Origin of the sequence: Serratia sp. CY27727 (assembly GCF_052169275.1) — a bacterium.
GTDB classification, from domain to species: domain Bacteria; phylum Pseudomonadota; class Gammaproteobacteria; order Enterobacterales; family Enterobacteriaceae; genus Serratia; species Serratia sarumanii.
Genome location: NZ_JBJNLB010000012.1, coordinates 1 through 24,500 on the forward strand (window position 1 = coordinate 1; position 24,500 = coordinate 24,500).

Genomic DNA, 24,500 nt, shown 5'->3' on the forward strand with positions numbered 1-24,500 from the left:
ACGCCGTAGCGCCGATGGTAGTGTGGGGTCTCCCCATGCGAGAGTAGGACACTGCCAGGCATCAAACCAAGCCGAAAGCCCTGAACTGACGTTCAGGGCTTTTTGCTATGCGTAAAACGCAAAAAAGCGCAGCTACGCTGCGCCTTTCAACCACTCGACAATAAAGTCGGCGATGCTTTCCGGTTGATTGAGATCCAACTGCTTAGCCGCGATAGATAGCGGCCGGTCGCTGGCTACCGCCACGACAAACTGATCCAGCATGTCTTCCAGCGGTCTGCCGATCTCGGCCCTATATAGCAGGATCTTGCTGACCGGCTCATGTTTGAACCCTTCCACCAGAATCAAATCGACCTTATCGGCGTCAAAACGCCCTGCCAGGTAGCGTAGATCCAAAGGTTGTTGCTCCGGCGTTTCGGTCATCAATGCCCAACGGCGATCGCTGGCGACCAGCGTTTGGTCGGCACCAGCTTTGCGCAGCTCATAGCTGTCTTTACCCGGCGTATCCACATCCATGTCGTGATGCGTATGCTTTATCAGCCCAACCCGCACCTGGCGCTGTTTCAGCATTGGGATCAATTGCTTGAGCAGGGTGGTTTTTCCCGTCCCGCTGTAGGCGCCGATGGCCAGCAAAGGGGGCAATGAACGATTCATGTTTTTAGCTCTCGTGCTTGCTGCCAGTGCAGGCAGTCTTCCGGCGTATTCAGGTTATGAAATGCCGTTTGCTGCCCGCTGAACACCACGCGTTGTGCGTTAATCTGATGCAAGAACAGCATCAGCTTGCGTTCACCGCGCGCCAGATAGTCGGCCAGCTGCGGCGCTATTTGGGTATGCAATAATGCCAGCGTAGGGTGATCTCGTTCACCATCGCTGGCAAAGGCTGCTGGCGCCGCGCCTTTTTGCCGCCATAGCTGCGCGACTAAGTCGGCGGGAAAGTCGGGGACGTCACAAGGGACGAAGGCCACCCACTCGTTGGGGGCCTGTTTGAGCCCGGCGAGCATCCCGGCCAACGGCCCGGCGAAATCGGGCGTCAGATCGCCAATCACCGGCAAACCGCTCGCCTGGTAACGTGCCTGATTGCGATTGGCGCTGATGGCGACGGAAGCCACTTGCGGCCGTAACCGAGCCAATACGTGTTGATAGAGTGCGATACCGGCAATCGACACCAGGCCTTTGTCTTCACCGCCCATACGCGTGGCCCGTCCGCCGGCCAAAATGACGCCGCTGATTTCTTTATGCATCTCGTTTATCCCGCCTTGTCGATGCGCTGATTGTAGCGCTAAAGCCGGTGCGACATCAGGATTTACCTTTATTGACAAGCCGGTTCTTTCACTGCGTGGGTAAGCCTGTTACTTTGTGAGTTTATTCATGCTATTGGACGATATTGAGATGAAAACGCATCGCGTAAACGAGTTGATCGAGCTGTTGCACCCGGCCTGGCAGGAAGATCCCGATCTCAATTTGATGCAGTTTTTGCAAAAGCTGGCGCAGGAAGCGGGCTTCCAGGGCGAGTTGTCCGAACTGAGCGACGACATTCTTATTTACCATCTGAAAATGCGCGGCAGCGCCGGCACGGATCAGATCCCGGGCCTGAAGAAAGATTACGAAGAAGATTTTAAAACGGCGCTTTTGCGCGCTCGCGGCGTTATCAAGGACTGATCCTCGCGCGGTGCGAGAAAGCATAGCGCGTCAAATGCGCCATTAATGCTACTATTTCTCATTCCCGGCACCGTGCTGTCAGCGATCAAACGAACGTTATGAATAACTCTGCTTTTAATTTCGACACCCTGTCGCCCGATTTGATTATGGACGCGCTAGAAGGGGTTGGCCTGCGCGTCGATTCCGGCCTGACGGCGCTGAACAGCTATGAGAACCGCGTCTATCAGTTTATGGACGAAGATCGCCGGCGCTACGTGGTGAAGTTTTACCGCCCGGAGCGCTGGAGCGCCGCACAAATCGGTGAGGAACATCAGTTCGCTCTGGATCTGGCCAGCGCGGAAATTCCTGCGGTGGCGCCGCTGGCGCTGCAAGGCGCTACGCTGCATACGCACGGTGGATTCTTCTTTACCCTGTTTCCCAGCGTGGGCGGGCGCCAATATGAGATAGACAACCTGGATCAGTTGGAATGGGTGGGTCGTTTCCTGGGCCGTATCCATCAGGTCGGCGGCGAGCGTTTGTTCGCCGAACGGCCGACGATGGGGGTTGAAGAGTATCTCACCGCCCCGCGTCAGGTGTTGGCCGATTGCGGGCTGTTGCCGGCAGCACAGCGTGACGCGTTCCTGCTGGCAACGGACAACCTGATTGCGGCGATCAAGGCGCACTGGCATCTGGACTGGCAGCCGCGCCGTTTGCACGGTGATTGCCATCCGGGCAATATTCTGTGGCGCGACGGCCCGCTGTTCGTCGATCTTGATGACGCGCGTAACGGCCCGGCGGTGCAGGATTTGTGGATGCTGCTGCACGGTGAGCGGCGCGATCAATTGATGCAGCTGGACGTCTTGCTGGAAGCGTACGGCGAATTTGCCGAGTTCGACCAACGCGAGCTGGCGTTGATTGAGCCGCTGCGGGCAATGCGCATGGTGTATTACCTGGCCTGGGTCGCCCGCCGTTGGCAGGATCCGGCCTTCCCTAAGAGTTTTCCGTGGATGGCGGAGTCTGATTTCTGGTTGTCTCAGACTGCGGCCTTCACCGAACAGGTTAAGCTGTTGCAGGAGCCCCCTCTGCAGCTGACGCCAATGTATTGAAGCTTTAACACAATGGAGAGTTTAGTCTTATGAAAAAAATATGGTTGGCGCTCGTTGGCATGGTGATGGCCTTCAGTGCCTCGGCGGCACAGTTCAGCGATGGCGCTCAGTACGTGACCCTGGACAAGCCGGTGACCGGTGAGCCTCAGGTGCTGGAGTTCTTCTCCTTCTACTGCCCGCACTGCTACCAGTTCGAGCAGGTCTATCACGTGTCCGAGAACGTGAAGAAGGCGCTGCCTGCCGGCACCAAAATGACCAAGTACCACGTTGAGTTCCTGGGGCCGCTGGGCAAACAGCTGACTCAGGCATGGGCGGTGGCGATGGCGCTGGGCGTGGAAGACAAGGTAAGCCCGTTGATGTTTGAAGCGGTGCAGAAAACCCAGACCGTGCAAACGCCGGACGATATCCGTAACGTCTTCGTGAAAGCGGGCGTGACCGCCGCAGATTATGACGCGGCATGGAACAGCTTCGTGGTGAAATCTCTGGTGGTTCAACAGGAGAAAGCCGCGGAAGATCTGCAGCTGCGCGGTGTGCCGGCGGTATTCGTGAACGGCAAATACATGGTTAAAAACGATGGCCTGGACACCAGCTCGATGGACGCTTACGTGAAGCAGTTCGCCGACGTGGTTAAATTCCTCAGCCAGCAGAAATAAGCCAGATTCAGCATGAAAAACGCCGGCGTTCGTTGCCGGCGTTTTTTTATCCGTATTGCCGCTTCAATTTATCCAGCAGCCGGTCTTTTTCCTGCCACAGCGTATTCAGCCACAGTTGGAAACGCCGCTTGAACTGCTTGTCGTTGAAATAGTCCCCGTGCAGGGTTTCATCGATCGGTAGCGTCTCTATTCTTACCACGATGCGCGTCAAACGACCGCACAGCATATCCAGAAAAGGCCGTTGGTTATTTTCCGGATAGAGCAGAGTGACGTTCAACACTTTGTCGAACTGATTGCCCAGCGCGCTAAGGGTAAACGCGATGCCGGCGGCTTTGGGCGCCAGCAAATTGCGATACGGCGAATTGCTTTTAATTTTCTTAGCTTCGGTGAAGCGCGAACCTTCGACGAAATTGACGATGGTGGTTGGACGTTGACGGAATTTTTCGCAGGAACGGCGCGTGGTTTCGATATCCTTGCCGCGCTTCTCCGGATGCTTGAGCAAATAGGCGCGGGAGTAACGCTTCATGAATGGCATATCCAGCGCCCAGCAGGCCAGGCCGACAAAAGGCACCCAGGCGAGCTGTTGCTTGAGGAAATACTTATTCATTGGAATATGATTTCTGAACAGCACGCACAACACGACAATGTCTGACCAGCTTTCGTGGTTGCTGATCAGCAGATACCAGTTTTTGCGATCCAGCCCTTCCAGCCCTTCAATATCCCAACGCAATTGCCCGTTAATGCGCAATAACAACGCCAACCCCTGACACCAACACCACATCATGAAATCGGCAAAAGCAGAGATATATCGCCAGACGGCGGGAATGGGCACCAGGAGTTTCACGATGCCGGCCAGCGTGATGGGGATAGAACACAACACCGTCACCAGAATGGTGAGTATGACGGAAATGATAAAAATAACAGGTGTTAACAATCTTGGCATGGTTATGGGCTGACGGTTGTTGGGAACATCGTTGCATGCCGAAGCGCATGAACAAAAGCCTATTTTAACAGAGAATGTCGGGGTAAAGCGCCGCTAAAAATCACTGTTTTTGGCCTCGCCGGATAACCATTTGCCGAGTTTTTGTGCAACTTGTCCAGCTTGTGCTAAGGTAATTGAGGCGCCGAATTTGATTAATAGTGCGATTAAAATCCGGCGAAAGTTATATCCACAAATCCAATAAAAGCCAGTAATAAAGCGTCGCCGGAATTCGTTCTTTTAACGCGGTGATTTAAATAGGAATTTTATTCGCCGTTATAACGATAATCACAACGTTATAATTCGGTCTCTTTTCTATGCACAAAGTTATCCACAGGTAAGATCTTGCGGATCCTCACGCACAATCTCATCATTTTCGTCCGCAATGCACGCTAAGGTTCGTCTCCGGCGGCCAGCTATGGCATGCTTACCCCTATGTCCGATCACGATAAAGAAACGCTATGGCCCAGATTGCAGAAAACCCACTAATCCTGGTTGACGGTTCCTCCTACCTCTACCGTGCTTATCACGCCTTCCCGCCTCTGACCAACTCGGCGGGCGAGCCGACCGGCGCGATGTACGGCGTGCTGAATATGCTGCGCAGCCTGCTGCTGCAGTATCAACCGAGCCACGTTGCCGTGGTGTTTGATGCCAAAGGGAAGACCTTCCGCGATGATCTCTTCGCCGAATACAAATCGCACCGGCCACCGATGCCGGACGATCTGCGTGCGCAGATCGAGCCGTTGCATAACATGGTCAAGGCGATGGGCCTGCCGCTGCTGGTGACGCCCGGCGTTGAGGCGGACGACGTCATCGGTACGCTGGCGCTGGAGGCCGAAAAAGCTGGCCACGCGGTGCTGATCAGCACCGGCGACAAAGACATGGCGCAGCTGGTGACGCCGAACGTCACCCTGATCAACACCATGAACAACACCATCCTCGGCCCGCAGGAAGTGTGCGACAAGTACGGTATTCCGCCGGAGCTGATCATCGACTTCCTGGCGCTGATGGGCGATTCATCGGACAACATTCCCGGCGTGCCGGGCGTGGGTGAGAAAACCGCTCAGGCGTTGCTGCAGGGTATCGGCGGGCTGGATGCGCTGTACGGCAATCTGGAGAATATCGCCACGCTGAGCTTCCGCGGCGCCAAAACCATGGCGGCCAAGCTGGAGCAGAACAAAGAGGTCGCGTACCTCTCCTATAAGCTGGCGACGATCAAAACCGACGTTGAGCTGGATCTGACCTGCGCGGATCTGACGGTCTCTGCACCGGATGTCGATACGCTGCAGCAGCTGTTCAAACAGTACGAATTCAAACGCTGGCTGGCGGACGTGGAAGCCGGCGTATGGTTGGAAAACAAGAAAGGCGCGGGAGCGAAAGCTGCCGGCGGTGGCAAACCGGCCGCCGCCGCGGAAGCGCCGAAGGCGCTGGCGGAGGCCAAGCTGTCCCAGGACGGTTATGTCACCATTCTGGATGAAGCGGCCTTTACCGACTGGCTGGCGCGGCTGAAAAAGGCCGACGTGTTTGCCTTCGATACCGAAACCGACGGTCTGGATACCCTGACCGCCAACCTGATCGGCCTGTCCTTCGCGATCGCGCCGGGCGAAGCGGCTTATTTGCCGGTGGCGCACGATTATCTGGACGCTCCGCCACAGCTGGACCGAGCCTACGTGCTGGAAGCGCTCAAGCCGCTGCTGGAGGACGAGAAGGCGCTGAAGGTCGGGCAAAACCTGAAGTTCGACATGAGCCTGCTGGCGCGCTACGGCATTGAGATGCGCGGCATCGCCTACGACACCATGCTGGAGTCCTATGTGCTGGACAGCGTCGGCGGCCGTCACGATATGGACAGCCTGGCCGATCGTTATCTGGGCCATAAAACCATCACCTTCGAAGAGATCGCCGGCAAGGGCAAAAACCAGCTGACGTTCAATCAGATCGCGCTGGAGCAGGCGGCGCCTTACGCCGCCGAAGACGCCGATGTCACGCTGCAGTTGCACCTGGCGATGTGGCCGCAGTTGAAACAGAGCGCAGAGCTGCTGACGGTGTTCAACGAGATTGAAATGCCGCTGCTGCCGGTGCTGTCGCATATCGAACGCACCGGGGTACTGATCGATCCGGCCATTTTGTCGGCCCACTCCCAGGAGCTGGCCAAGCGTCTGGCTGAGCTGGAGGCGCAGGCCCACGAGCTGGCGGAAGAGCCGTTCAACCTGGCGTCGACCAAGCAGCTGCAGGCTATCTTGTACGAGAAACAAAAGTTGCCGGTGCTGAAGAAAACCCCGGGCGGTGCGCCTTCTACCAACGAAGAAGTGCTGGCCGAGCTGGCGCTGGATTACCCGCTGCCGAAGGTGATCCTGGAATACCGCGGCCTGGCGAAGCTGAAGACCACCTATACCGACAAGCTGCCGCTGATGATCAACCCGGTCAGCGGCCGGGTACACACCTCGTACCATCAGGCGGTGACTGCGACCGGCCGTCTCTCCTCGAGCGATCCGAACCTGCAGAACATCCCGGTGCGCAACGAAGAAGGGCGGCGCATCCGCCAGGCTTTCATCGCGCCGGAAGGCTACCGCATCGTCGCGGCCGACTACTCGCAGATCGAGCTGCGCATCATGGCGCATCTGTCACAGGATGAAGGGCTGCTGAAGGCCTTCGCCGAAGGGAAAGACATTCACCGCGCCACGGCGTCGGAAGTCTTCGGTGTGCCGTTGGATAAAGTGACCGGCGAACAGCGCCGCAGCGCCAAGGCGATTAACTTTGGCCTGATTTACGGCATGAGCGCCTTCGGCCTGGCGCGCCAGTTGGGGATCCCGCGTGGGGAAGCCCAGCGCTATATGGATCTGTACTTCGAGCGTTACCCGGGCGTGCTGGACTACATGGAGCGCACCCGTCAACAGGCTTCCGAACAGGGCTATGTCAGCACGCTGGACGGGCGCCGCCTGTACCTGCCGGACGTCCGCTCCAGCAACGCCATGCGCCGCAAGGCGGCCGAGCGCGCCGCCATCAACGCCCCGATGCAGGGCACCGCGGCCGATATCATCAAGCGTGCGATGATCGAGGTCGACGCCTGGCTGCAAGGGCAGGAGAAGCCGTTGGTGCGCGCGATCATGCAGGTGCACGATGAATTGGTATTTGAGGTGCATGAGTCGGTGATCGAAGAAGCCAGCCAACGCATCCGTCAATTGATGGAAGGCAGCATGACCCTGGCGGTGCCGCTGAAGGTCGACGTGGGCGTCGGCATGAACTGGGATGAGGCGCACTGATTACCGGGTTATCGCCGGATGCGCTAACTGGCGATAACCTAAGCACTTTTCGTAATTAAGCTACAAGATGCGGCGATAGTTTCCCCAACTTCGCCGTTCTTGTGCCGCAAATTGTGTAAGTAAACTACAAAAAATTCTTTTGCCCTGCGAAAAAATAAGGTAGAGTTACAGGCGTAGGGTACAGAGGTAAGATGTTCTATCTTTCAGACCTTTTACTTCACGTAATCGGATTTGGCTGAATATTTAGCCGCCCCAGTCAGTATTGACTGGGGCGTTTTTTATTGTAAAAACAGCAGCAAACCATACGTTTTTCCTATCGCTCCGCACCGCTTTTCGTTCCTGCTTCCCCCCCTCTCGACTCGCGTAATCCGGCGAGATAAGCCAACCCTGGCGATAAGTTTTTATGATGGCTTTATTTCAGAACTGTAATTAGATAACAAAAAATCCCGCCTGCGGCTGAACTGCGGGTATAAAAAAGCCGATGCGGCGAGGCATCGGCTCTGGCGTTCGGCCTGGGCTTATTCGCCGGCTTCGTCTTCCGGCAGCACTTCCGGTGGGATCTCGTTAAACCAGGTGTCCAGCTTCTGGCGCAGCTTGTCGACGCCGATCTTCTTCAGCGACGAGAAGGCTTCAACCTGGATATCCCCCATAAACGGCAGCACCGCTTCACGCACCATATTGAGCTGCGCCTTGCGTGCGCCGGAGGCCAGCTTGTCGGCCTTGGTCAGCAGCACCAGCACCGGCGTGCCGACGTCGACCGCCCACTGGATCATCTGCTGGTCGAGATCTTTCAGCGGATGGCGAATATCCATCAGCACCACCAGGCCTTTCAGGCTGTTGCGCATCTGCAGGTATTCGCCCAGCGCGCGCTGCCATTTGCGCTTCATCTCTTCCGGCACTTCGGCGTAGCCGTAACCCGGTAGGTCGACCAGGCGGATGCCGTCTTCCACTTCGAACAGGTTGATCAGCTGGGTGCGCCCCGGCGTCTTACTGGTGCGCGCCAGGCTTTTTTGGTTGGTCAGCGTATTCAGCGCGCTGGATTTCCCGGCGTTGGAACGGCCGGCAAAGGCGACTTCAATTCCTGCATCCCCCGGCAGATGGCGAATATCGGGTGCGCTGGTGACGAAATGGGTCACATGATAGTTGTAGTTCTTGCTGGTCAAAATTTTTCGTCTCCGTGAGGATGGCTAACTGGTTGGCGATTATAACTGCATCAGCGGTAAAAATGGCGTGTTTCTCGGTTTTTAAGCGGCGGGACGCGATAAAACGACAGTTATGCCGCGCGTACGTTGTGAGACATTTGCCATTCGAATCGCGGGTAATGTCGCTTTATTCGAAAGTGATGTTTCTGTTTTTATTTTAAAAACAATATGTTGTTTTTTCGTTGTAGGGAAATGTCGTCCAAATCGGCGTCAGGTGCCTTGAGCCTTGGCAACAATAACGTAAAGTAGTCGTTAACGCAGGGTTGCGCAGGATTAAGGAACATCCGGGAAGGATGACAAATCTCAGGGAATGCACAGGGCGTGCAATGAGTGCCAGGATGAACGCAACAGGAAGTGACCCTTTCGCACCGGAACAGGCGGCAGGCACATCGGATGGTGAAGTATTGGCAGTTTGGATGCCGGCAGGAAGCTCGCTCGGGAAGAGCGAATGCGAATGGATTGCGCCATGGACGATTTTTCTTTCAGGATGAAGGACGTAGTGGCAGGGAATGCGGTTATAGCAGAAGGAAAAACCGGGATGTTGCATGTGCGCAAGGAGCGCGTAACAGGAATACCCTTCGCAAGAAGGTGCGAAATAGGCGGCAGGTTTAACCTGCCGCCTTTTTTCTTTGTCCGCTTTCTGCTAGATTCCGCCGCAATTCTATACTGAATCTACATACCTAAGAGCACACGCTATGAACCAGCCATCAAAAGCACCTCGCGGCAGCGCGGCGAAGTCAAAAACGAAAAAGAAAAGCCGTATGGAGCTCGATCAGGAAGCGCGCGAGCGCAAACGCCTGAAAAAGCGCCGCGGCCACGCTTCCGGTTCGCGCACCCAGGTCGAGTCCGGCAGCCAGAAGAACAAATCGGCGGCGGAAGCCAAAGATCCGCGTATCGGCAGTAAAGTGCCGGTAGCGCTGGTGGTCGACGAAACCAAAGTGAAGGCCAAACCGCAGCCGAAGCCAAAGGCCGAAGCGAAACCGCGCCTGTCGCCGGAAGAAGAGCTGGCGAAGCTGGAAAATGACGAACGCCTGAACGCGCTGCTGGATCGCATCGACGATGGCGAAACGCTGAACGCGGAAGAGCAGACCTATGTCGATAAAACGTTGGATCGCATCGATGTGCTGATGGACGTGTTGGGCATCGAACTGGGTGAAGACGACGACGAAGAAGAAGAGAAGCAGGAAGATATTCTGAAGCTGCTGAAAGGCGGCAACCCGAAAGACGCTTTTTAACGCGCTATGTGGCTCATCCCGGCAATAGCCCTACTCTTGATGTGTTATCTGCTGTGGTTATTCGGTAAACTATGGCGGCTGTCTAAGCGCAAAGCGCGTTTTCGCAGCGCTTCCGTGGCCAGACAGCGCAGACAACCGCCTCTCTCCAGGCCCGGTAGAAAAAGATATCGGAAGGAGTGAGCATGTCAGAGCAGACGATTGTCTGGGATTTGGCCCTGATCCAAAAATATAACTACTCAGGGCCGCGTTATACTTCATACCCCACGGCGCTGGAGTTTAACCAGCGCTACGACGAAGCGGCGTTTCAACGCGCCGTTGCGCGTTACCCTGAGCGGCCGCTGTCGCTGTATGTGCATATCCCTTTCTGTCATAAGCTGTGTTACTTCTGCGGCTGCAACAAGCTGGTGACGCGCCAGACCCACAAGGCCGACGAGTACCTGAACGTTTTGGCGCAAGAGATCGCCAGCCGTGCGCCGCTGTTCGCCGGCCGCAAGGTCGGCCAGATGCACTGGGGCGGCGGTACGCCGACCTACCTGGATAAAGCGCAAATCAGCCGGTTGGTGGCGTTGCTGCGCGAACACTTTGATTTCCTGCCCGATGCGGAGATGTCGATCGAGGTCGATCCGCGCGAGATAGCGCTGGATGTGCTCGATCATTTACGCGTCGAAGGCTTTAACCGTCTGAGCATGGGGGTGCAGGATTTCAACAAGCAGGTGCAGCAGTTGGTCAACCGCGAGCAGGACGAAGCCTTTATCTTCGCCCTGATTGAGCGGGCCAAAGCGCTGGGCTTCCGCTCGACCAATATCGATCTGATCTACGGCCTGCCGAAACAGACGCCGGAAAGCTTCGCTTTCACGCTGCAGCGGGTGGCTGAACTGAATCCCGATCGCCTCAGCGTGTTCAACTACGCACATATGCCAAACTTGTTCGCCGCCCAGCGCAAAATCAAAGACGCCGATCTGCCCAGCGCCCAGCAGAAGCTGGATATTCTGCAGCAGAGCATCGCTTTCCTGACCGGCGCCGGCTATCAGTTCATCGGCATGGATCACTTTGCGCGCCCGGACGACGAGCTGGCAATCGCCCAACGCGAAGGCAAGCTGCACCGCAATTTCCAGGGCTATACTACCCAGGGCGACAGCGATCTGCTGGGGCTGGGCGTGTCGGCCATCAGCATGCTCGGCGACAGCTATGCGCAGAACCAGAAAGAGCTGAAGCATTACTATGAGAGCGTACCGGCGCAGGGCAACGCCCTGTGGCGCGGGCTGGCGCTGACGGACGACGATTGCCTGCGGCGCGATCTGATCAAAACCCTGATCTGCAATTTCCGGTTGGCGTATCAGCCGCTCGAACGGCAATACGGCATCGATTTCACCGCTTACTTCGCCGAAGACCTGCAGCTGCTGGCGCCGTTTGAACGCGATGGGCTTGTGGAGCGCGACGAGCAGGGCATTCGCGTCACGCCGCGCGGGCGCTTGCTGATCCGCAATATCTGCATGTGTTTCGACCGCTATCTGCGGCAACAGGCGCGCAGCCAGCAGTTCTCACGGGTGATCTGAGGATGAAAAAACAGCCGCTGATGCGGCTGTTTTTTTAACTGAAGAAGTTAATCAGCGCGGCGCACAACACCGCGGCAACCGCCGCCTGCGGGGTGTGGCTGGCGGCGGAGCCCAGCTCCGCGCCCTGAGAAATGAATACGATGAATGAGTCCAGCATCGTCAACCTCCAGAGTGTGCGACACGATCATACTGCGCCCGCACCGGCTGTAAAGCCTGCGGTTGGCGTTTTTTTGTGCGCCGGACGGCGTTTTTCATCATCCATCCCCGTTCCTATTCCATACCCAGCTCTTTGAGCTTGCGGGTCAGGGTATTGCGCCCCCAGCCCAGCAGGCGCGCGGCTTCCTGTTTGTGCCCCTGGGTGTGGCGCAGCGCGGTGGTGAGCAGCGTGCGCTCCATTTCCGGCTGTGCTTCCGACAGCAGGTTTTGATGACCGGAACGCAGCGCGCGATCGGCCCACTGCGCCAGCAGCGTGGCCCAGCTGTCCGGCAGACTGTGGCTGGGGCTTTCCGGCGCGGCGGTTTCGAACAGCTCACCCGGTAGATCCTGGATCAGCACTTCCTGCCCGGCGGCCATCACCGTCAGCCAGCGGCAGGTGTTCTCCAGCTGGCGCACGTTGCCCGGCCAGGGCAGGCGGGTCAGCGCGGTTTCGGTTTCCGGGTGCAGGTTCTTGGCCTCGACGCCTAACTCTTTGGCGGCGATCTGCAGGAAGTGGCGCGCCAGCCGCGGGATATCTTCACGGCGCTCGCGCAGCGGCGGCAGGTGTACGCGGATCACGTTCAGGCGGTGGAACAGATCCTCGCGGAACTTGCCTTCCTGCACCCGCAGCTCCAGATTCTGGTGCGTGGCGGCGATGATGCGCACGTCGACCTTCACCGGCGCATAGCCGCCGACCCGGTAGAACTGGCCGTCCGCCAGCACCCGCAGCAGGCGCGTTTGCACGTCGAGCGGCATATCGCCGATCTCGTCGAGGAACAGCGTGCCGCCGTCGGCCTGTTCAAAACGGCCCTGACGGATTTGGTTCGCGCCGGTGAAGGCGCCTTTCTCGTGGCCGAACAGCTCGGACTCGATCAGATCCTTGGGGATGGCGGCCATGTTCAGGGCGATGAACGGCGACTTGGCGCGCGGGCTGTGGCGGTGCAGCGCATGCGCCACCAGCTCCTTGCCGGTGCCGGATTCACCGTTGATCAACACGCTGATCGACGAACGCGACAGCCGGCCGATGATGCGAAACACGTCCTGCATCGCCGGCGCCTCGCCGATGATGTCCGCCGCCGGATCGCTGGCCGGCTGGCTGCGCACCGGCTGCTGCTGCTCCTGATAATGGCTGATGGCGCGCTCGACCAGCGCCACCGCTTCGTCGATGTCGAACGGCTTCGGCAGGTAGTCGAAGGCCCCTTGCTGATAGGCGCTGACGGCGGCGTCCAAATCCGAATGCGCGGTCATGATGATCACCGGCAGCATCGGGTGGCGCTGTTTGATCTGCTTGAGCAGCGCCAGGCCGTCTATGCCCGGCATGCGGATATCGGACAGCAGCACGTCGGGGGTTTGCGTGGCCAAGGCTTCCAGCACGTCATTGCCGCCTTCGAAGGTGGCGCAGCTCAAGCCCGCGCCGGTGAGCGCGCGCTCAAGCACCCAGCGGATGGAGCTATCGTCATCGACGATCCAGACTATCCCTCGTTGCATAGCAAACCTCACTGACGAATGGGCAGGTAGACCGAGAATTCGGTATGACCTGGCCAACTGTTGAATTCAATTTTTCCGCAATGCTGATCGATAAGATTGCGGGCGATGGATAATCCCAGGCCGGTGCCGCCCTCGCGGCCGCTGACCATCGGGTAGAACAGCGTGTCCTGCAGCTGCGCCGGCACGCCGGGGCCGTCGTCTTCGACGTCGATGCGCGCCGCCAGGCGGTAGCGGGTGCCGTGCAGCGTAATCTGAAACGCGGTGCGGGTGCGCAGCGTGATGGTGCCGCCCGCTTCGCCCAGCGCCTGCAGCGCGTTGCGGGTAATGTTCAGCAGCACCTGTTCTATCTGATCCGGGTCGTGGGCCATTTCCGGCAGGCTCGGATCGTAATCGCGCACCAGCGTGACGTTATCCGGCATTTCCAGCGACACCAGCTGGCAGACGCGCTCCGCGACCTGATGGATGCTCTGGGTGATGTGCTGGCCGGGCCGCTGCGGGCCGAGCAGGCGATCCACCAGATTGCGCAGCCGATCGGCCTGCTCGATGATCACCTTGGTGTATTCGGTCAGCGCCGGATCGGGCAGCGCTTTGGCCAGCAGCTGTGCCGCGCCGCGCAGGCCGCCCAGCGGATTTTTAATCTCGTGCGCCAAACCGCGCACCAGATCGCGGGCCGCCACCTGTTGGGCATGCTGCAGCTGTTCCTGGCTCAGGCGGCGCTGATTGTCCATCGGCGCCAGCTCGACCAGAATATAGCCTTCCGGCAGCGCCTGAGCGGTCAGGGAAAGGATATGCGCACGGCCGTCGACCACCAGGGTCACTTCGTTGTCGGTGAAGCCCTGACCGGCGCGCAGGCTTTCACGCATCAAAGAGACGTTCAGCGAAAAATAACCGAGCAAATCGGGCAGCGGCGTGCCGAACAGCTTGCGGGAGCTTTGCGCCAGCAATTGCTGTGCCGCAGGGTTGGCGTAGTGAACCGCCAGAGAGTCATCCAACAGCAGGATGCTGTTGATGAGTGAATTGAGGATCTGCCCAGCATCGGGCAGCTTGCCAGTTGCCATACAGCAGACTCCTGCACCTTTTTAGTGCATCTATCCTACTCCATCCGGGATCGGCGCGGTATGGAATAGTTTTGCAGAAAATACGGTGGAGAAAAAAACCCATCCGAAGATGGGCTGAAAGTTTCCACGGCAACAAAAAAGCGATAACAAAAATGTGGGCGCCGTCCGCCTGTGCAGACGGCGCGGGTAGGGCTTAGACGCTGTAGTACAGTTCGAACTCAACCGGGTGTGGCGTCATGCGAATGCGGTCCATCTCTTCTTTGCGCAGTTCGATGTAGGCATCGATCGCATCGTCGGTGAACACGCCGCCGCGGGTCAGGAACTCGCGGTCTTCGTTCAGTGCGGCCATCGCCTCGTCCAGCGAGCCGGCCACTTTTGGGATCTCGGCTTCTTCTTCCGGCGGCAGGTCGTACAGGTTTTTGTCCATGGCGTCGCCAGGGTGGATCTTGTTGATGATGCCGTCCAGGCCGGCCATCAGCAGCGCGGCGAAGCACAGGTATGGGTTAGCCGCCGGATCCGGGAAGCGGGCTTCGATGCGGCGCGCTTTCGGGCTGGCGACCACCGGGATGCGGATGGACGCGGAGCGGTTACGGGCGGAGTAAGCCAGCATCACCGGCGCTTCGTAACCCGGCACCAAACGTTTGTACGAGTTGGTGGTCGGGTTGGCCAGGGCGTTGATCGCCTTGGCGTGCTTGATGATGCCGCCGATGTAGAACAGCGCGGTTTCAGACAGGCCGCCGTATTTGTCGCCGGCGAACAGGTTGGTGCCGTTCTTGGACAGCGACATGTGGCAGTGCATGCCGGAACCGTTGTCGCCGAACATAGGCTTCGGCATGAAGGTCGCGGTTTTGCCGAAAGCGTGCGCCACGTTGTGCACCACGTATTTATAGATCTGAATTTCGTCGGCTTTCTTGGTCATGGTGTTGAAGCGGGTTGCCACTTCGTTCTGACCGGCGGTCGCCACTTCGTGGTGGTGCGCTTCAACCACCAGGCCCATCTCTTCCATGGTCAAGCACATGGTGGAACGCAGATCCTGCGAAGAGTCGACCGGTGGAACCGGGAAGTAACCGCCTTTCACCGCCGGACGGTGGCCTTTGTTGCCGCCGTCGTATTTTGTGCCGGAGTTCCAGGCGCCTTCGATGTCGTCGATGGCCACGTGGGAACCGCGGATGCTGCTGCCGAAGCGGATGTCGTCGAACAGGAAGAACTCAGGCTCTGGCCCGAACAGCACGGTATCCGCGATGCCGGAGGAGCGCAGGAAGTCTTCGGCGCGTTTGGAGATGGAGCGCGGGTCGCGATCGTAGCCTTGCATGGTGCCCGGCTCGAGAATGTCGCAGCGAATAATCAGGGTAGGTTCTTCGAAGAACGGATCCAGAACCGCCGTGCTGGCGTCCGGCATCAGCACCATGTCAGATTCGTTGATGCCCTTCCAACCACCGATAGAGGAGCCGTCAAACATTTTGCCTTCTTCGAAGAAGTCGGCGTTTACCTGGTGAGCCGGGATAGTCACGTGCTGTTCCTTACCCTTGGTGTCAGTGAAACGCAGGTCTACGAATTTCACTTCATGCTCATTCAGCATCGTCAAAACGTGTTCAGCGGACATACTTAACTCTCCCGGTTTATCATTGTCGTCGTCGTGGAACGAATCTGTGGAACTGGCTTTTTTTCGCCTTGAAAAGACTAAAGCGAAAAGCGTGCCAACTTTTTAAAAAGGCGTTCATCGCCTTTCTGCGCGGGTTTTACCCAGCCACAGTATGCACCACCAACGATAAATTGCACTGTTATGGTGCAATGACGGTGGGTGTGGGCACCGAAATGGTGCAAAAGTGCAGCGATTGCGGCTTTTTGCACCGTGAAAGGGATCACAAACTGACCGGTACGCGGTTGTTTATAAGAGATGGTTGTGATCTTGTTTAGTCCCTCGCTTAATACGTGTACAATAGCGCGCTATTTCTAATGCCCGAGGCAAAGCTGTGATCGAAAATTTGCGTAACATCGCCATTATTGCCCACGTTGACCATGGTAAAACCACCCTGGTTGATAAGCTGCTGCAACAATCCGGTACTTTCGGAGAGCGTGCGGAAGCCACCGAACGCGTAATGGACTCCAACGATTTGGAGAAAGAGCGTGGGATTACCATCCTCGCAAAAAACACCGCCATTAATTGGAACGGTTACCGTATCAACATCGTGGATACCCCGGGACACGCCGACTTCGGCGGCGAGGTAGAGCGCGTGATGTCGATGGTTGACTCGGTGCTGCTGGTTGTGGATGCAATGGATGGCCCTATGCCGCAAACCCGCTTCGTGACCAAGAAGGCCTTCGCCAACGGTCTGAAGCCGATCGTGGTCATCAACAAGGTTGACCGTCCTGGCGCGCGCCCTGACTGGGTTGTGGATCAGGTGTTCGACCTGTTCGTGAACCTCGACGCGACCGACGAGCAGCTCGACTTCCCGATCATCTACGCTTCTGCGCTGAACGGCATCGCCGGCGTCGACCACACCGACATGGCGGAAGACATGACCCCGCTGTATCAGGCGATCGTCGACCACGTGTCTGCGCCGCAGGTTGAGCTGGAAGCGCCATTCCAGATGCAGATCTCCCAGTTGGACTACAACAACTACCTGGGCGTTATCGGCATCGGCCGCATCAAGCGCGGTAAAGTGAAGCCGAACCAGCAGGTCACCATCATCGACAGCGAAGGTAAAACTCGCAACGGTAAAGTGGGCAAAGTGCTGGGCCACCTGGGTCTGGAGCGTATCGACAGCACCCTGGCGGAAGCGGGCGACATCATCGCCATCACCGGCCTGGGCGAGCTGAACATCTCCGACACCATCTGCGACACCAACGCCGTAGAAGCGCTGCCGGCGCTGTCCGTCGACGAACCGACCGTCACCATGTTCTTCAACGTCAACACCTCGCCGTTCTGCGGTAAAGAAGGCAAGTACGTGACGTCGCGTCAGATCCTTGACCGTCTGAACAAGGAGTTGGTGCACAACGTGGCGCTGCGCGTTGAAGAAACCGACGATGCGGACGCCTTCCGCGTCTCCGGCCGTGGCGAACTGCACCTGTCGGTGCTGATCGAAAACATGCGTCGCGAAGGTTTCGAGCTGGCGGTTTCCCGTCCGAAAGTTATCTTCCGCGAAATCGATGGCCGCAAGCAGGAGCCATTCGAGAACGTGACGCTGGATATCGAAGAGCAGCATCAGGGTTCCGTGATGCAGGCGATGGGCGAGCGTAAAGCCGACCTGAAAAACATGGATCCGGACGGTAAGGGCCGCGTGCGTCTCGACTACGTGATCCCAAGCCGCGGTCTGATCGGCTTCCGTAACGAATTCATGACCATGACTTCGGGCACCGGTCTGCTGTACTCCACCTTCAGCCACTACGACGACGTGCGTCCGGGCGAAGTGGGCCAGCGTCAGAACGGCGTGCTGATCTCCAACGGCCAGGGCAAAGCGGTCGCGTTCGCGCTGTTCGGCCTGCAGGATCGCGGCAAGCTGTTCCTGGGCCACGGTGCGGAAGTGTATGAAGGCCAGATCATCGGTATTCACTCGCGTTCCAACGACCTGACCGTAAACTGCCTGACCGGTAAGAAGCTGACCAACATGCGTGCTTCCGGTACTGACGAAGCGACTACCCTGGTTCCGGCCATCAAAATGACCCTGGAGCAAGCTCTGGAGTTCATCGATGACGACGAACTGGTAGAAGTGACGCCAACCTCGATCCGTATCCGTAAGCGTCACCTGACGGAAAACGATCGTAAGCGTGCCAGCCGCGGTCCTAAAGACGCTTAATCGCTGATTGAGTGTCTCATGCTTAGGGCGTGGTTCTCGCGCCCTGAGTTTTTTCCTCTGTTGTTCCCCGTTTGTGCGGCGCGCTATGCGCTTTTCCGTTCGCTCCCTGTTCAGCTGTTCCTTTTCCCGCTACAGTGAAATCTCACCGGCCCATCAGGAGAGGACTATGCTGTATATCTTTGATTTAGGTAATGTGATCGTCGATATCGATTTCAAGCGTGTGCTGGGCGTGTGGAGCAATTTGAGCGGCACGCCGTTGGCGGTGCTGTCCGATCGTTTCACTATGGGTGAGGTGTTCCAGCAGCATGAGCGCGGTGAAATCAGCGACGAAGACTTCGCCGGCAAGCTGTGCGATGAAATGGGCATCGCGCTCAGCTTCGAGCAATTCGCCACCGGCTGGCAGGCGGTATTCGTCGCGCTGCGCCCGGAAGTGATCGACATCATGCAGCGCCTGCGCAACGAGGGCCACCGGGTGGTGGTGCTGTCGAACACCAACCGTCTGCACTGCAACTACTGGCCGCAGCACTATCCTGAAGTGGCCGCCGCCGCCGATCACCTCTATCTGTCGCAAGATCTCGGCATGCGCAAGCCGGAGGCCGAGATCTACCAGCATGTGCTGGCCGCGGAAAACACCGCCGCCGCCGACGCGGTGTTCTTCGACGATCACCCGGCGAACGTCCTCGCCGCGCAGGCGTTGGGGATCAAGACGGTGCACGTCACCGATCGCGACGTGGTGCCGGCCTATTTTGCTCAATGAGCGCAGGGCGCGTTAAGCTTAAGGCGTATCAACGGACATCAAGGAGTGACCATGTCGTTTTTCCGCCGCAAGAAGCTGCCCTCTGCGATTAAGCCCGGCGTCACCTTCGGACGGCTGCTGTACCAGCGTATCGATCACGATGGCCTGACGATGTTGGCGGGCCATCTCGCCTATGTTTCCCTGCTGTCGCTGGTGCCGCTGGTCACCGTGGTGTTCGCGCTGTTCGCCGCTTTCCCGATGTTTTCCGACATCAGCGAACAGCTGAAGAGCTTCATCTTTTCCAATTTCGTGCCGGCCGCCGGCAACGTCATACAGAACTACCTGGAACAGTTCGTCGCCAACTCCAACAAGATGACCGCCGTCGGCACCTGCGGGCTGATCGTCACCGCGCTGCTGCTGATCTCCTCGGTGGACAGCGTGCTGAACACCATCTGGCGCAGCAAGAACAAGCGGCCGATCGTCTTTTCCTTCGCCGTGTACTGGATGGTGCTGACGCTGGGGCCGCTGCTGGTGGGCGCCAGCATGGCCATCAGCTCCTACCTGCTGTCGCTCAACTGGTTGGCGCAGACCGGCGTCAACGGCCTGGTGGATCAGGTGCTGCGTATCTTCCCGCTGATTTTGTCGTGCGCTTCCTTCTGGCTGTTGTATTGCATCGTGCCGACGGTGCGCGTGCCGCCCAAAGACGCGCTGATTGGCGCGCTGGTGGCCGGATTGCTGTTCGAGCTGGGCAAGAAGGGATTCGCGCTGTACGTCACCATGTTCCCTTCCTACCAGCTGATTTACGGCGTGCTGGCGGTGATCCCGATTTTATTCCTGTGGGTCTACTGGAGCTGGTGTATCGTGTTACTCGGCGCGGAAATCACCGTGACCATCGGCGAATACCGCGACTACCGTCGGCAGAAGGCGGAGCAACAGGAACAGAAACCAGAAGGGCAGCAGGAATGATTGCGTTGATTCAACGGGTGTTAAACGCCAGCGTCACGGTGGGTGGCGAGACGGTAGGCAAGATTGGCCCCGGTTTGTTAGTGTTATTGGGCGTGGAGCAGGGCGATAACGAGCAAAAAGCGCAGCGCCTGTGCGAACGCGTGTTGGGATACCGCATTTTCGGCGACGAGAACGACAAGATGAATCTCAACGTCCAGCAGGCCGGGGGCAGCGTGCTGGTCGTTTCGCAGTTCACCCTGGCGGCGGACACCCAAAAGGGCATGCGGCCCAGCTTCTCGCGCGGCGCCGCACCTTTGGTCGCCGATCGGTTGTATCAATATTTTGTTGGCCAGTGCCGCGAACGCGGCGTAGAGACCCAGACCGGCGAATTCGCCGCCGACATGCAGGTGGCGCTGGTCAACGATGGTCCGGTGACATTCTGGCTACAGGTCTAAGCATTCGGAGAACAGGCGTCTATGTATCACCTACGAGTACCCGTAACAGAGCAAGAACTGAAGGAGTATTACCAGTTTCGCTGGGAAATGCTGCGCAAGCCGCTGCACCAGCCGGTGGGTTCGGAAAAGGATGCCTATGACGCCATGGCCCACCACCAAATGGTGGTGGACGAGGCCGGTAAAATCGTCGCCATCGGGCGGCTGTACATCAATGCCGACAACGAGGCGGCGATCCGTTTTCTGGCGGTAGATCCGACGCTGCAGGATAAAGGGCTGGGGACGCTGGTGGCGATGACGCTGGAGTCCGTCGCGCGGCAGGAGGGCGTGAAGCGGGTGGTGTGCAGCGCCCGTGAAGACGCGGTGGACTTCTTCGCCAAGCTGGGGTTCGTCAATCAGGGGGAGATCACTGCGCCGCAGACCACCCCGATCCGCCACTTTTTGATGATCAAACCGGTAGCGACGCTGGACGATATCCTGCATCGCCCCGACTGGTGCGGCCAACTGCAGCAGGCCTGGTATGAACACATCCCGCTGAGCGAAAAGATGGGCGTGCGCATCAGCCAATACACCGGCCAGCGCTTCGTCACCACCATGCCGGAGACCGGCAACCAGAATCCGCACCACACGCTGTTCGCTGGCAGCCTGTTCTCGCTGGCGACGCTGACCGCCTGGGGGCTGATTTGGCTGCTGCTGCGCGAGCGCCACCTCGGCGGCACCATCATTCTGGCGGACGCGCACATTCGCTACAGCAAACCGATTACCGGCAGGCCGCGGGCGGTGGCGGATCTCGGCTCGCTGAGCGGCGACTTGGCGCGTCTGGCGCGCGGCCGCCGCGCGCGCGTACACGCCGAAGTGCATCTGTTCGGCGACGAGGATAAAGGTGCGGTGTTCGAAGGCACCTACATGGTGCTGCCGGCCGAGCCGGATGTGCCGCTGGATCAGGGCGGCTCTGAGGCGCTGGAAGAGTAAGACGGCGGCCTGCCTGAGGGCGGGCCGCGCAGGGCATTACGGCAGTTGCTGGTTCACCGCTTGGCCGTCGCCGGCGGTGGCCTGCAGATTTCCCTTCAACGAGGCTTTGAACGGCCCGTCGCTGTTCAGCAGCCCTTTCAACTGCAGCTCAAGGTTGCCGTCGCCCGTCAGCGGCACCGGCTGCCATCCCCATTGCTGCAAGGTGTTGATCGGTACCGAACGGCCGTGCAGCGTCAGCTGGAACGGCTTGCCCGGCAGCTGATCGACGGTCGCTTTGGCCTCAAGCAACCCATTAGGCATAAAGGCGCTGAGCTCGGTGACGTTAATCTGATTGGCGTCGGCGTTCAGCGCCAGCGAAGGGCGCCGCACGTCTATCTTGTTGAAGGTCGCCTCGCTGCCGTTCAGGTTGAGCGATCCGGACCATATACCCCACTGGCGATCGCGCGCCAGCAGCAGGTTGCTGCCGTAGCCGTCCAGCGCGGTGATCTGGAACGGGAATGCCGGGTTGATATCGATGATCAGATTGCGGTTGGTGGTCAGCTTGGTGACGTACACCTCCGCCAGCCAGTCCGGCAGCGGTTTCAGCCACAGTTCGCGCCAGTCGCTCGGCAGGGTGTACTCCAGCGCCGCCATGGCCACTTCATCCAGCTGCAGGCGTTTGCCGGCGCGCAGCCAGTTGCCGGAGGTGCGCAGCAGCCCGCCTTCCCAGCGGGTGGTGAACTGTTGAATGGCGATGCCGGCGGAGGAGAGCCGCAGGGTGGCGATCGGATCGATCAGGTGGAAGCCGCCGTTGATCACGTCGCTGGCGTTGACGTTTAGCGAGCCGTCTTCGCTGCGCCAGTCGCCTTTTTCGACGCTGACGTTTTGCAGCGACAGATCGAGATCGTTAAACGCCCATGCCTTGCCTTCCAGGCGCGCGTCGATCAGATCGAAACGCTTGAGGGTGACCGGCGGCAGGGTGGTAAAGCGCTGCATGAATTCCGCCAGCGTCAGCGGGGTCTGCATGCGCACGCCGCTCAGCCGCAGGCGATCCACCTGCCAACTGCCGTCGGCGGCGCGGCTGGCCACGCCGGTCAGGTCGCCCTGCGCCAGATCGGCGCCGAAGTTGTTCAACAGCAGCTGGCCCTGCTTCTGCTCCCCCTGCACCAACACCTTCGAGGCGGGGATGCCATTCAGCGTCATCGAACCGGCGCTGAACTGGAACTGGTTGTTGTCCCCCAGCAGATGACCGGCCAGCGGGCGCCACGGCGTGATGCCGGCAGTGACCTGCTGCGCGTTGAGTTGCCACTCGTTATCGTTGGACTGCAACGCCATGTTGCTCAGCTGCAGCACGTCGGCCTGTACAGGCAGCGCCGCCGCCTGCGGCTGCACGTTCAGCGTGCCGTCGCGCAGCGTGACGCTGTGAAAATAGCGCGGCTCGGTGATTTGGCGCAGGCTGAGGCCCAGATCGACGCGTTTGGCGACCAGCGCCTGCGGCTGGCCGTTGCGCGCCAGCTGCACGTCTTCCAGACCGATCTGGTCCGGCTGGCTCCACGAATGGGTGATTTTTCCTATCGACAGGCGGTATTCGCTGTTGTCGCTGATCCAGGCGCTCAGGCGGCCTGCCGCCCAGCGGGTTTGCCCCACCAGGTACAGTACCACTGCCGCCAGCACGATCAGCAGCAGCAACGTCAGCAACAGCTTTCCGATAAATTTCATCGTCTACATCCGCATCGGTCAAAAAAGATACCCTGTTTATGCCGCAATTGGCCGGGCATCTCAAGGGCAATGGTCTGATAGACAATAAAAAACGGCCGCAAGCGGCCATTTGAACGCCGATGGACGGGTTACTTCTTCTCGTATTCCTGCGGGAACACCAGGTTCAGCACGATGGCGGTAATGCCGCCGGCGGCGATGCCGGAAGAGAGCAGGGTTTTCAGCCAGTCCGGCGCGAACTGCAGGATCAGCGGCTGCTGGGAGACGCCCATGCCGACGGCCAGCGACAGCGCCATGATCATGATGGCGCGGCGGTTCAGACGCTCGCGCGACACGATGCGCACGCCGGAGGCGGCGATGGTGCCGAACATCACGATGGTCGCGCCTCCCAGTACCGGTTCGGGGATGTGCTGCACGAAGCCGGCCACCGCCGGGAACAGCCCCAGCGCGATCAGCATCAGCGCCACCACGAAGCCGACGTAGCGGCTGGCGACGCCGGTCAGTTGGATCACGCCGTTGTTCTGGCCGAAGCAGGAGTTGGGGAAGGTGTTGAACACCGCCGACAGCATCGAGTTCAGGCCGTTGGCCAGCACGCCGCCCTTCAGGCGCTTCATATACAGCGGCCCGCTGACCGGCTGTTCGGAGACGTCGGAGGTGGCGGTGATGTCGCCGATGGTCTCGAGCGAGGTGACCATAAAGATCAGCATCAGCGGCAGCAGCAGGTTCCAGTCGAAGCCCAGGCCGTAATAGAGTGGCGTGGGGATAGTGATTGCCGCCGTGGGGGCCGCCGGTGCATCGGCGGGCAGCATGTCCATCGCCCAGGCCAACAGATAGCCGACCGCCATGGCGATCACCAGCGAAGCCACGCGCAGGTAAGGGTTGCGCTGGCGGTTCAGCAGGATGATTACCGCCAGCACCGCGCCGGCCAGCAGCAGGTTTTTCGGCGAGCCGAAGCTATGATCGTTCATCGCGGCGTAGCCGCCGCCGATCGAGGTCAGGCCGACCTGAATCAGCGACAGGCCGATGATCATCACCACGATGCCGGAAACCAGCGGGGTGATGATGCGGCGCGCCAGATGCAGCACGCGCGACAGCAGAATTTCGGTGCAGGAGGCGACCATCAGGGTACCGAACAGCGCGGCCATCATGGTCGGCACGTCGGCGCCGCCGTTTTTCAGCGCCAGGCCGCCCATGATCAGCGGCGAAACGAAGTTGAAGCTGGTGCCCTGAATCGACAGCAGCCCGGAACCCACCGGCCCCCAGGTTTTGATTTGCAGAATGGAAGCCAGACCGGAGGCGAACAGCGACATGCTGATGATGTGCTGGGTATCCTGTGCCGGCAGGCCCAGCGCCTGGCAGATCAGCAGGGCCGGGGTGATCACCGCGACGAACATCGCCAGCAGATGCTGGCCGGCGGCAAACAGCGTTTGCGGCAGCGGCGGGCGATCTTCCAGGCGATAAATCAGTTCACTGGCGCGGGGTTCTGAGGCGGCTTGGCGCGCGGCATCAAGCTCGGAGGATGACATGCTCATGGTG

At 59.0% G+C, this 24,500-nt stretch carries 23 protein-coding genes; 13 read left to right on the top strand and 10 right to left on the bottom strand.

The genetic code is table 11. From position 1 onward, the window contains the following. Positions 1-132: 132 nt before the first annotated feature. Both mobB and mobA read right to left on the bottom strand, forming a co-directional pair. Positions 133-651: a molybdopterin-guanine dinucleotide biosynthesis protein MobB gene (gene mobB, locus ACJ8HB_RS21440; protein WP_047569984.1), complete on the bottom strand. Its 519-nt coding sequence runs from the start codon at positions 649-651 to the stop codon at positions 133-135. Further along, on the bottom strand, positions 648-1,238 hold the full coding sequence (gene mobA / locus ACJ8HB_RS21445) for a molybdenum cofactor guanylyltransferase MobA (RefSeq protein ID WP_047569986.1): 591 nt from the start codon (positions 1,236-1,238) through the stop codon (positions 648-650). Before mobA ends, mobB begins: the two co-directional genes overlap by 4 nt. A gap of 148 nt (positions 1,239-1,386) precedes the next feature. Between mobA and ACJ8HB_RS21450 the strand changes: the two genes are divergently transcribed. From ACJ8HB_RS21450 to dsbA, 3 genes are all read left to right on the top strand, one after another. Next, complete coding sequence (locus tag ACJ8HB_RS21450; protein WP_033638631.1) at positions 1,387-1,656, top strand: YihD family protein; 270 nt, start codon at positions 1,387-1,389, stop codon at positions 1,654-1,656. A 98-nt stretch (positions 1,657-1,754) separates the two neighbouring features. Continuing rightward, on the top strand, positions 1,755-2,741 hold the full coding sequence (locus tag ACJ8HB_RS21455; RefSeq protein ID WP_047569988.1) for a serine/threonine protein kinase: 987 nt from the start codon (positions 1,755-1,757) through the stop codon (positions 2,739-2,741). Positions 2,742-2,770: 29 nt separating this feature from the next. Next, on the top strand, positions 2,771-3,394 hold the full coding sequence (gene dsbA / locus ACJ8HB_RS21460) for a thiol:disulfide interchange protein DsbA (protein WP_004931264.1): 624 nt from the start codon (positions 2,771-2,773) through the stop codon (positions 3,392-3,394). A 46-nt stretch (positions 3,395-3,440) separates the two neighbouring features. On the opposite strand, the gene ACJ8HB_RS21465 is transcribed toward dsbA, so the two are convergent. Continuing rightward, positions 3,441-4,337 (bottom strand): acyltransferase, encoded by an 897-nt coding sequence (locus tag ACJ8HB_RS21465; protein WP_033636498.1) that lies wholly within the window; start codon positions 4,335-4,337, stop codon positions 3,441-3,443. Positions 4,338-4,834: 497 nt separating this feature from the next. On the opposite strand from ACJ8HB_RS21465, the gene polA reads away from it, so the two are divergent. Then, positions 4,835-7,633 carry a DNA polymerase I gene (gene polA / locus ACJ8HB_RS21470; protein ID WP_047569990.1) on the top strand — a complete coding sequence of 933 codons (2,799 nt, stop codon included), beginning with the start codon at positions 4,835-4,837 and terminating at the stop codon, positions 7,631-7,633. 191 nt (positions 7,634-7,824) lie between these two features. Continuing rightward, complete coding sequence (locus tag ACJ8HB_RS21475; RefSeq protein WP_071892919.1) at positions 7,825-7,872, top strand: spot 42 RNA, inhibition of DNA synthesis; 48 nt, start codon at positions 7,825-7,827, stop codon at positions 7,870-7,872. Between the two features lie 279 nt (positions 7,873-8,151). Here ACJ8HB_RS21475 and yihA read toward each other — a convergent pair whose 3' ends face one another. Further along, entirely contained in the window at positions 8,152-8,796 is a 645-nt protein-coding gene (gene yihA / locus ACJ8HB_RS21480) for a ribosome biogenesis GTP-binding protein YihA/YsxC (protein ID WP_019452177.1), read from the bottom strand. 505 nt (positions 8,797-9,301) lie between these two features. On the opposite strand from yihA, the gene ACJ8HB_RS21485 reads away from it, so the two are divergent. From ACJ8HB_RS21485 to hemN, 3 genes are all read left to right on the top strand, one after another. Then, complete coding sequence (locus ACJ8HB_RS21485) at positions 9,302-9,505, top strand: hypothetical protein (RefSeq protein WP_223182053.1); 204 nt, start codon at positions 9,302-9,304, stop codon at positions 9,503-9,505. A 25-nt stretch (positions 9,506-9,530) separates the two neighbouring features. Further along, positions 9,531-10,070 (top strand): Der GTPase-activating protein YihI, encoded by a 540-nt coding sequence (yihI, locus tag ACJ8HB_RS21490; RefSeq protein ID WP_071883854.1) that lies wholly within the window; start codon positions 9,531-9,533, stop codon positions 10,068-10,070. Between the two features lie 182 nt (positions 10,071-10,252). Further along, entirely contained in the window at positions 10,253-11,626 is a 1,374-nt protein-coding gene (gene hemN / locus ACJ8HB_RS21495; protein ID WP_033654515.1) for an oxygen-independent coproporphyrinogen III oxidase, read from the top strand. Positions 11,627-11,660: 34 nt separating this feature from the next. Here the strand turns inward: hemN and ACJ8HB_RS21500 are convergent, their stop codons facing one another. The 4 genes from ACJ8HB_RS21500 to glnA all read right to left on the bottom strand — a co-directional run bounded on the left by ACJ8HB_RS21500 (position 11,661) and on the right by glnA (position 15,970). Next, positions 11,661-11,783: a YshB family small membrane protein gene (locus ACJ8HB_RS21500; RefSeq protein ID WP_015379453.1), complete on the bottom strand. Its 123-nt coding sequence runs from the start codon at positions 11,781-11,783 to the stop codon at positions 11,661-11,663. Positions 11,784-11,896: 113 nt separating this feature from the next. After that, positions 11,897-13,309: a nitrogen regulation protein NR(I) gene (glnG, locus tag ACJ8HB_RS21505; protein ID WP_015379452.1), complete on the bottom strand. Its 1,413-nt coding sequence runs from the start codon at positions 13,307-13,309 to the stop codon at positions 11,897-11,899. An 8-nt stretch (positions 13,310-13,317) separates the two neighbouring features. After that, positions 13,318-14,367 carry a nitrogen regulation protein NR(II) gene (glnL, locus tag ACJ8HB_RS21510; RefSeq protein WP_004931246.1) on the bottom strand — a complete coding sequence of 350 codons (1,050 nt, stop codon included), beginning with the start codon at positions 14,365-14,367 and terminating at the stop codon, positions 13,318-13,320. Positions 14,368-14,560: 193 nt separating this feature from the next. Further along, a complete protein-coding gene (glnA, locus tag ACJ8HB_RS21515) occupies positions 14,561-15,970 on the bottom strand; it encodes a glutamate--ammonia ligase (protein WP_004931244.1) in 1,410 nt (469 codons plus the stop codon). Positions 15,971-16,340: 370 nt separating this feature from the next. On the opposite strand from glnA, the gene typA reads away from it, so the two are divergent. The 5 genes from typA (at position 16,341) to fabY (ending at position 21,269) form a co-directional block, all read left to right on the top strand. Beyond that, positions 16,341-18,164 carry a ribosome-dependent GTPase TypA gene (gene typA, locus ACJ8HB_RS21520; RefSeq protein ID WP_004931243.1) on the top strand — a complete coding sequence of 608 codons (1,824 nt, stop codon included), beginning with the start codon at positions 16,341-16,343 and terminating at the stop codon, positions 18,162-18,164. Between the two features lie 166 nt (positions 18,165-18,330). Then, on the top strand, positions 18,331-18,921 hold the full coding sequence (yihX, locus tag ACJ8HB_RS21525; protein WP_033636494.1) for a glucose-1-phosphatase: 591 nt from the start codon (positions 18,331-18,333) through the stop codon (positions 18,919-18,921). Between the two features lie 51 nt (positions 18,922-18,972). Then, on the top strand, positions 18,973-19,866 hold the full coding sequence (locus tag ACJ8HB_RS21530) for a virulence factor BrkB family protein (protein WP_033636493.1): 894 nt from the start codon (positions 18,973-18,975) through the stop codon (positions 19,864-19,866). Further along, complete coding sequence (gene dtd / locus ACJ8HB_RS21535; protein WP_016929644.1) at positions 19,863-20,300, top strand: D-aminoacyl-tRNA deacylase; 438 nt, start codon at positions 19,863-19,865, stop codon at positions 20,298-20,300. Before ACJ8HB_RS21530 ends, dtd begins: the two co-directional genes overlap by 4 nt. Positions 20,301-20,321: 21 nt before the next feature. Then, positions 20,322-21,269, top strand: a complete 948-nt coding sequence (gene fabY, locus ACJ8HB_RS21540) for a fatty acid biosynthesis protein FabY (protein WP_033636491.1) — start codon at positions 20,322-20,324, stop codon at positions 21,267-21,269. Between the two features lie 36 nt (positions 21,270-21,305). Here the strand turns inward: fabY and ACJ8HB_RS21545 are convergent, their stop codons facing one another. Beyond that, on the bottom strand, positions 21,306-22,967 hold the full coding sequence (locus ACJ8HB_RS21545) for an AsmA family protein (protein ID WP_047569995.1): 1,662 nt from the start codon (positions 22,965-22,967) through the stop codon (positions 21,306-21,308). A 128-nt stretch (positions 22,968-23,095) separates the two neighbouring features. Continuing rightward, entirely contained in the window at positions 23,096-24,496 is a 1,401-nt protein-coding gene (locus tag ACJ8HB_RS21550) for a nucleobase:cation symporter-2 family protein (RefSeq protein WP_038872554.1), read from the bottom strand. Positions 24,497-24,500: the final 4 nt, after the last annotated feature.

Bases quoted from the DNA above. Each gene is read 5' to 3' on its own strand.
- glnA (WP_004931244.1), bottom strand. From the start codon at position 15,970: ATGTCCGCTGAACACGTTTTGACGATGCTGAATGAGCATGAAGTGAAA.
- dsbA (WP_004931264.1), top strand. From the start codon at position 2,771: ATGAAAAAAATATGGTTGGCGCTCGTTGGCATGGTGATGGCCTTCAGT.
- ACJ8HB_RS21455 (WP_047569988.1), top strand. From the start codon at position 1,755: ATGAATAACTCTGCTTTTAATTTCGACACCCTGTCGCCCGATTTGATT.
- hemN (WP_033654515.1), top strand. From the start codon at position 10,253: ATGTCAGAGCAGACGATTGTCTGGGATTTGGCCCTGATCCAAAAATAT.
- yihI (WP_071883854.1), top strand. From the start codon at position 9,531: ATGAACCAGCCATCAAAAGCACCTCGCGGCAGCGCGGCGAAGTCAAAA.
- ACJ8HB_RS21550 (WP_038872554.1), bottom strand. From the start codon at position 24,496: ATGAGCATGTCATCCTCCGAGCTTGATGCCGCGCGCCAAGCCGCCTCA.
- ACJ8HB_RS21465 (WP_033636498.1), bottom strand. From the start codon at position 4,337: ATGCCAAGATTGTTAACACCTGTTATTTTTATCATTTCCGTCATACTC.
- ACJ8HB_RS21485 (WP_223182053.1), top strand. From the start codon at position 9,302: ATGGACGATTTTTCTTTCAGGATGAAGGACGTAGTGGCAGGGAATGCG.
- yihX (WP_033636494.1), top strand. From the start codon at position 18,331: ATGCTGTATATCTTTGATTTAGGTAATGTGATCGTCGATATCGATTTC.
- ACJ8HB_RS21500 (WP_015379453.1), bottom strand. From the start codon at position 11,783: ATGCTGGACTCATTCATCGTATTCATTTCTCAGGGCGCGGAGCTGGGC.
- polA (WP_047569990.1), top strand. From the start codon at position 4,835: ATGGCCCAGATTGCAGAAAACCCACTAATCCTGGTTGACGGTTCCTCC.
- ACJ8HB_RS21450 (WP_033638631.1), top strand. From the start codon at position 1,387: ATGAAAACGCATCGCGTAAACGAGTTGATCGAGCTGTTGCACCCGGCC.
- mobB (WP_047569984.1), bottom strand. From the start codon at position 651: ATGAATCGTTCATTGCCCCCTTTGCTGGCCATCGGCGCCTACAGCGGG.
- dtd (WP_016929644.1), top strand. From the start codon at position 19,863: ATGATTGCGTTGATTCAACGGGTGTTAAACGCCAGCGTCACGGTGGGT.
- ACJ8HB_RS21545 (WP_047569995.1), bottom strand. From the start codon at position 22,967: ATGAAATTTATCGGAAAGCTGTTGCTGACGTTGCTGCTGCTGATCGTG.
- glnL (WP_004931246.1), bottom strand. From the start codon at position 14,367: ATGGCAACTGGCAAGCTGCCCGATGCTGGGCAGATCCTCAATTCACTC.
- ACJ8HB_RS21530 (WP_033636493.1), top strand. From the start codon at position 18,973: ATGTCGTTTTTCCGCCGCAAGAAGCTGCCCTCTGCGATTAAGCCCGGC.
- fabY (WP_033636491.1), top strand. From the start codon at position 20,322: ATGTATCACCTACGAGTACCCGTAACAGAGCAAGAACTGAAGGAGTAT.
- glnG (WP_015379452.1), bottom strand. From the start codon at position 13,309: ATGCAACGAGGGATAGTCTGGATCGTCGATGACGATAGCTCCATCCGC.
- mobA (WP_047569986.1), bottom strand. From the start codon at position 1,238: ATGCATAAAGAAATCAGCGGCGTCATTTTGGCCGGCGGACGGGCCACG.